6 protein-coding genes are annotated in these 5,604 nt (G+C 72.3%); all 6 read right to left on the bottom strand.

The annotated features are described in order from the left end of the window. Window positions 1-17 precede the first annotated feature (17 nt). The 6 genes from AOK00_RS18555 to AOK00_RS18580 all read right to left on the bottom strand — a co-directional run bounded on the left by AOK00_RS18555 (window position 18) and on the right by AOK00_RS18580 (window position 5,503). Complete coding sequence (locus tag AOK00_RS18555; protein WP_055601421.1) at window positions 18-815, bottom strand: ABC transporter permease; 798 nt, start codon at window positions 813-815, stop codon at window positions 18-20. After that, a complete protein-coding gene (locus AOK00_RS18560) occupies window positions 802-1,704 on the bottom strand; it encodes a 2-aminoethylphosphonate ABC transporter permease subunit (protein ID WP_107097420.1) in 903 nt (300 codons plus the stop codon). The genes AOK00_RS18555 and AOK00_RS18560 overlap by 14 nt, the downstream gene beginning before the upstream one ends. Then, complete coding sequence (locus AOK00_RS18565) at window positions 1,694-2,749, bottom strand: ABC transporter ATP-binding protein (RefSeq protein WP_055601423.1); 1,056 nt, start codon at window positions 2,747-2,749, stop codon at window positions 1,694-1,696. The genes AOK00_RS18560 and AOK00_RS18565 overlap by 11 nt, the downstream gene beginning before the upstream one ends. Beyond that, window positions 2,746-3,444, bottom strand: a complete 699-nt coding sequence (locus tag AOK00_RS18570; protein WP_055601425.1) for a phosphonatase-like hydrolase — start codon at window positions 3,442-3,444, stop codon at window positions 2,746-2,748. Before AOK00_RS18570 ends, AOK00_RS18565 begins: the two co-directional genes overlap by 4 nt. Before the next feature lie 5 nt (window positions 3,445-3,449). Beyond that, on the bottom strand, window positions 3,450-4,571 hold the full coding sequence (locus AOK00_RS18575; RefSeq protein WP_055601424.1) for a TIGR03364 family FAD-dependent oxidoreductase: 1,122 nt from the start codon (window positions 4,569-4,571) through the stop codon (window positions 3,450-3,452). 164 nt (window positions 4,572-4,735) lie between these two features. Beyond that, window positions 4,736-5,503, bottom strand: a complete 768-nt coding sequence (locus AOK00_RS18580; protein ID WP_055601426.1) for a GntR family transcriptional regulator — start codon at window positions 5,501-5,503, stop codon at window positions 4,736-4,738. Window positions 5,504-5,604 lie beyond the last annotated feature (101 nt).

Raw genomic sequence — 5,604 nt, forward strand, 5'->3', positions numbered from 1 at the left:
ATCTCTGACTCAGATCACTAGCGGAAGGAGGCCTTGGTACGAACGCGGGAGACGGCGAGCAGGGCCAGCAGGGTCGTGGCCATGAGGACCACGGCCAGCGCCGATCCGGTGAAGAGGGAACCGCGGTCGGTGGCGGTGAAGATGAGCACCGGGAGCGGCGTCCAGTCCGGCGGGTAGAGCATCATCGTGGCGCTCAGCTCGCCCATGGACAGGGCGAAGCAGAGCCCGGCGGCCGCGTTGAGGGACGGCAGCAGGAGCGGCAGCCTCACCCGGAGCAGGACGTACGAGGGGCGGGCGCCGAGACTGGCCGCCGCCTGCTCGTACATCGGGTCGAGCCGCTGGATCGCGGCCGACACCGACTGGTGGGCGAACGCCGTGACGAGCACGGTGTGGGCGAGGATCACGATCCAGCGTGTGCCGTTGAGGAGTACCGGCGGCTGCGAGAACGCGACGAGGACGGCCAGGCCGACGACCACGGACGGCACGGCGACCGGCAGCATGAACAGCGCGTCGAGGACCCTCTTGCCCTTCCTGCCGAGCGCGGCGCCGGCGAGCGCGGCCCAGGTGCCGACGGTCAGCGCGACCAGGCTCGCGGTGAGGGCCGTGACCAGGCTGGTGGTGAGGGCCTGGAGGGACTCCCCGCGGACGGCCGCCGTGTAGTGCTCGGTGGTCGGCCCGGAGGGGAAGGCGCCGGACCAGTGGGTGGAGAACGAGGCGGCGACGATGACCAGGAGGGGCAGGGCGAAGAGCGGGACGAACAGCACGGCGAACGTGACCCAGGCCGTCCACCTGCCCGTACGGCTATGCACCAGCACGGCGGCTCACCCCCCGGTAGAGGACGTAGAGGCCCACGGAGAGGGCGATGTTGACGACGGCGACGACACAGGCGGCCGCGTAGTCGGATTCGAGGATCGCCTTGCTGTAGACGAGCATCGGGAGGGTCGTGACGCCCTTGGCGCCGGTGAAGAGCACGATCCCGAACTCGTTCAGGCACATGACGAGGACGAGGCTGCCGCCGGCGGCGAGCGCGGGCAGCGCCTCCGGCAGGATCACCTGCCGGACGATCCGCAGCGGCCGGGCGCCGAGCGAGGACGCGACCTCCAGCTGGGCCGTCTCCATCTGCGAGAAGGCGGCGAGCAGCGGCCGCATCACGAACGGGGTGAAGTACGTGATCTCGGCGAGGAGGACGCCCCACGGGGTGGTCAGGAACCGGAAGGGGCCCGAGGGGTCCCCGGTGACGTCCGTCCAGACGCCGTTGGCCATGCCGACCGTGCCGTAGAGGAACAGCAGGGCGAGCGTGATCAGGAAGGACGGGAAGGAGAGGAAGACGTCGATGAACTTCGACACCGCCTTCCCGCCGGGGAACGGCACGAACGCGATCACGACCGCGAGCACGAAGCCGAGGACGAGACACCCGACGGTGGAGGCCACGGCGAGCCACACCGTGGTGACGAGGGCCTCGCGGAAGGACGCGGAGGCGAAGACGTCACCGTACGCACCGGGGGCCAGGGACTCCTGGACGACGAGCGCGAGCGGGTAGAGGAAGACGACGGCGAGCACGGCGACGGGGGGCAGGGCCCAGACCCAGGTGGGGATCGCGCGCTGTCCGCCCGTTGTGGGCACGGGTTCCGCCGGGGCGGGACCCGTGGGCACAACGCCCTTTGCGGGGTGCTGCTCGACGAGACCTGGAGCCCTAGTGGCCATCGTGCACCCCTGCGGCCAGCAGCACCGCGTCCTCCGGCGCGAAGTGCAGCGTCACCTCGGACCCGAGCAGCGGCGTCTCCCTCAGTTCCCGGACGTCCGCCTTCACCCGGTGGCCGCCGACCTCGACGTACAGCCGATGGGTGGAGCCGCGCCACTGGACCTCGACGATCTGTCCCCTGAGCGGGTTCGGGCCGTCCCCGAGGCCGACCAGGTGGGGGCGGACACAGAGCGTGGCCGCCGACCCGGGAGCGGCGCCGGAGACCGCGACCTTCAGCTCCGTGCCGTCGAAGACGACCCCCTCCGTGCCCACCGTCACGGGCAGCAGGTTCGCGTTGCCGACGAACGAGGCCGTGAACTCCGTGCGCGGCCTGCGGTACAGGTCCTGCGGGGTGCCGCAGTCCTGGAGCCGGGCCTTGTCCATGACGGCGATCCGGTCCGCGAGGGTCAGCGCCTCGACCTGGTCGTGGGTGACGTACAGGATCGGCACGTCGGGCAACTCTCGGTGGAGGCGGGCCAGTTCGGCGAGCATTCCGGAGCGCAGCTGCGCGTCGAGCGCGGAGAGCGGCTCGTCGAGGAGGAGGACCTTGGGCCGGATGGCGAGCGCGCGGGCGATGGCGACGCGCTGCTGCTGGCCGCCGGAGAGCTCCCGGGGGTACCGGTGGGCGTAGGCCGCCATGCCGGTCATCTCCAGGGCCTCGGCGACCCGGCCGGGGATCTCGCCCTTGGGGACCTTCTGCGCCTTCAGGCCGAAGGCGACGTTGGCCTCGACCCGCAGGTGCGGGAAGAGGGCGTACTGCTGGACGACCATGCCGATCCCCCGCTTGTACGGCGGGAGGCCGGTGACGTCACGGTCGCCGATGAGCACCCGCCCGGAGGCCGGCCGCACGAACCCGGCGACGGTCCGCAGCGCGGTGGTCTTGCCGGAGCCCGAGGGCCCGAGGAGGGCCATGACCTCACCGGGCTCGACGGTCAGGTCGAGCCGGTCGAGAACGGTGGTGCCGCCGTACGCGACGGACACGGCGTCGAAGCGGATGCCGCTGGTCATGCGTCCGACTCCCCGATCAGCGCGGGAAGTCCGGCGATCGAGGCGAGTACGTGCGTCGCGCCGTGCTCCCTGAGCACCGCCTCGTCGTGCGCGCCCGTCAGGACGCCCGCGACGATCCCGGCGCCGGAGCGGACCCCGCTGAGCATGTCGTACGAGGTGTCGCCCGCGACCACGAGCTGTCGGACGTCGTCCACGGCTCCGGTGCGGAGGAAGGCCGCGAGGACCATGTCCGGGTACGGGCGTCCGCGGCCGCCGGCGTCCGCCGGGCAGAGGGTCAGCTCGACCAGGTCCCGCCAGCCGAGCGCGTCGAGGATGGCGTCCTGGGTGACCCGCGCGAACCCGGTGGTGAGGACCACCGCCCGGCCCTGGGCCTTCAGCTCGGCGATCGCTTCGGCCGCGCCGGGTATGGGGGTGATCCGGCCGCCGGAGACCAGTTCGCCGTAGGCCGCCTCGAAGGCGAGGTTGGCCTGCTCGGCGCGGGTCTCGTCGCCGCCGAAGAGGTGGCGGAAGACGGAGATCTTGGACTCGCCCATGGTGGCGCGGACGTGGTCGATCATCGTGGTCGGGTCTTCGCCGAGGCGTTCGGCGGCGGCGGTGAAGGCCTGCTCGACGAGGCCGCCGTCGGCGACGGTGGTACCGGCCATGTCGAGGACGACGAGATCGTGTTTGCGCTTGTGCTTGTTCCGGGTGCTCATGTGGTTCACCAGCCCAGTTCGTCGGCGGTCTTCTCGGCGATGGCGGGCGAGCAGGTCATGCCTCGGCCGCCGGGCCCGGTCACCAGCCACACGCCGTCGCGGACCCGCTGGCGGTGGACGACCCGGCTGGTGTCGACGCACTGCGCGTACACCCCGGCCCAGCGCCGCCTGATCTTCGGCAGCGGGCGGCCGAGGAAGGACTCGACGACGCGGGTGAGGTGCTCGTAGGGGTCTTCGAGGGTGTCGAAGGCGAAGGGGTGCTCGTACTCGTGGGTGTCGCCGATGGTCAGTCCGCCGTCGAGGCGCTGCACCATGAGGAGCTGCATCCTGTGGGCGGCGGCGGTCGGGTCCTGCGGCTGCGCGGCCCGGAGGGAGTCCAGGGCCTCGGAGGCGTAGGCCGGGTAGTAGCGGAAGGAGTCGGCGTCGGCGACGGAGGTGGTGAGCGCCTCGCCGAGGGGCTCGGTCTGCATCATCTGGAGCCGGACGCGGCGGACGGGTATCTCGCCGGCGACCTCGCGGACGAGGCCGGAGAGCCAGGCGCCGGTGCACAGGACGACGGCGTCGCCGATGTGGACCTCGCCGCGGTCGTCGCGGACGGCGTTCTCGCCCACGACGTCACGGACCTCGCGGTTCGGCAGGAAGGTGTACTTCCCGGTGGCGAGGAGGGCCTCACGGAGGGCGAGCTGTGCGAGGCGGGGCTCGACGGCGGCGTCCCGCTCGCACCGGAGCGCCGCCTCGAACTCTCCGCGCAGGGCCGGGTTGACCGCGCGGGCCTCGTCGGCCGTCAGCAGCGTGTAGCCGCGGGCGGCGGCGTCGGGGCGGGCCACGGCGGCCTCGGCGACGGCGAGCTCCAGCTCGTTCCGTACGGGGGTGAGCGAGCCGATGGCCCGGAAGCCCAGGCCGGGTACCCGGGCGCCGATGCCCTCCCAGAGTTCCCGGGCGCGCAGGGCGGTGTCCAGCTCCTCTCCGCCCGCCCGTCCGCTCACCCAGATCTGGCCGAAGTTGCGGAGGGACGCTCCGCGCGCCTCGGCCTCGCGCTCGATGTGTACGACCTCATGGCCGCGTTCCACTGCGTGCCAGGCGTGCATGGTTCCCACCACGCCGGCTCCTACGACGATCACCTTCATGCCCTCGACGGTCCTGGGGACGGGTGACCCGGACGGGGCCGGTGGGCGACGGGACGGTGAACGGACCGACAAGCTTGGACCAGACCCGTTATCTGTTCGTGATCCCAGTGGAGGCGGGTCGTGATGACTCTCGGCGTGTGACCCGCCACCGCCCGGCCCCTCGATCAGCCCTGCTGCCCCAGGTGGGCGGTGAAGCTGAACCGGTCGCCCCGGTAGAGGGTGCGGACCCGCTCCAGGGGCTGCCCGGCGGTGTCCCGGGAGACGCGGTGGAGCAGCAGCATCGGCAGCGCCGGCGGGGTGCCGATGAGGAGGGCCTCGCGAGGGGTCGCGAGCACCGTCTCGATGCGCTCGTCGGCGTCGCCGAACGAGATGCCGAGGCGGTCGTGGAGATAGGAGTAGAAGGAGGAGTCCGGGTCGAACTCGGTGTCCAGGTGCGGGGCGCGGGCCTCGGAGACGTACGTGCTCTCCAGGCCGACGCGCTCGTCGTCGGCGAGGAGCACGCGTTCCATGTGCCAGACGGGCTCGCCCCGTTCGGCGCCGACCTCGGGGGCGAGCGCCTCCGGGCAGGGGAACCGGTCGAGCGAGATGAGGCTGCGACCGGGGCGGAGGCCCTGCCGGCGGACGCCCTCCGTGTAGCTCGCGAGCGAGAGGGGCTGTTCGAGCTTGGGGCCCGCGACGACCGTGCCCCGGCCCTGGCGCCGCAGCCGCCCCTCCAGGAGGAGTTCGCGCAGCGCCTGCCGGACGGTCTCGCGGGAGACCTCGTACCGGACGGCGAGGTCGCGCTCGGTGGGCAGCAGTCCGCCCTCCCCCAACTCATCCACCATCAGGGCGAGTTTGGCCTTGACGGCGTAGTACTTGGGCACGCGGCCGTGCTCCGGGACGCCGGAGTTCACGGGGGCGCCCGGGGTGCTGGGGGAGTTCTGGTAGTTCACCGGGGGATGGTCGCAGACGGGGGTGAACGGGAAGGTGTACGCCGCATGACTCACCGGTGCCGGGGGCGGCGGGCGGCGCGGAAGAGGACGGCGCCGAGGAG

The sequence above is a fragment of the Streptomyces aureus genome (assembly GCF_001418135.1).
Taxonomy (GTDB): Bacteria; Actinomycetota; Actinomycetes; order Streptomycetales; family Streptomycetaceae; genus Streptomyces; species Streptomyces aureus_A.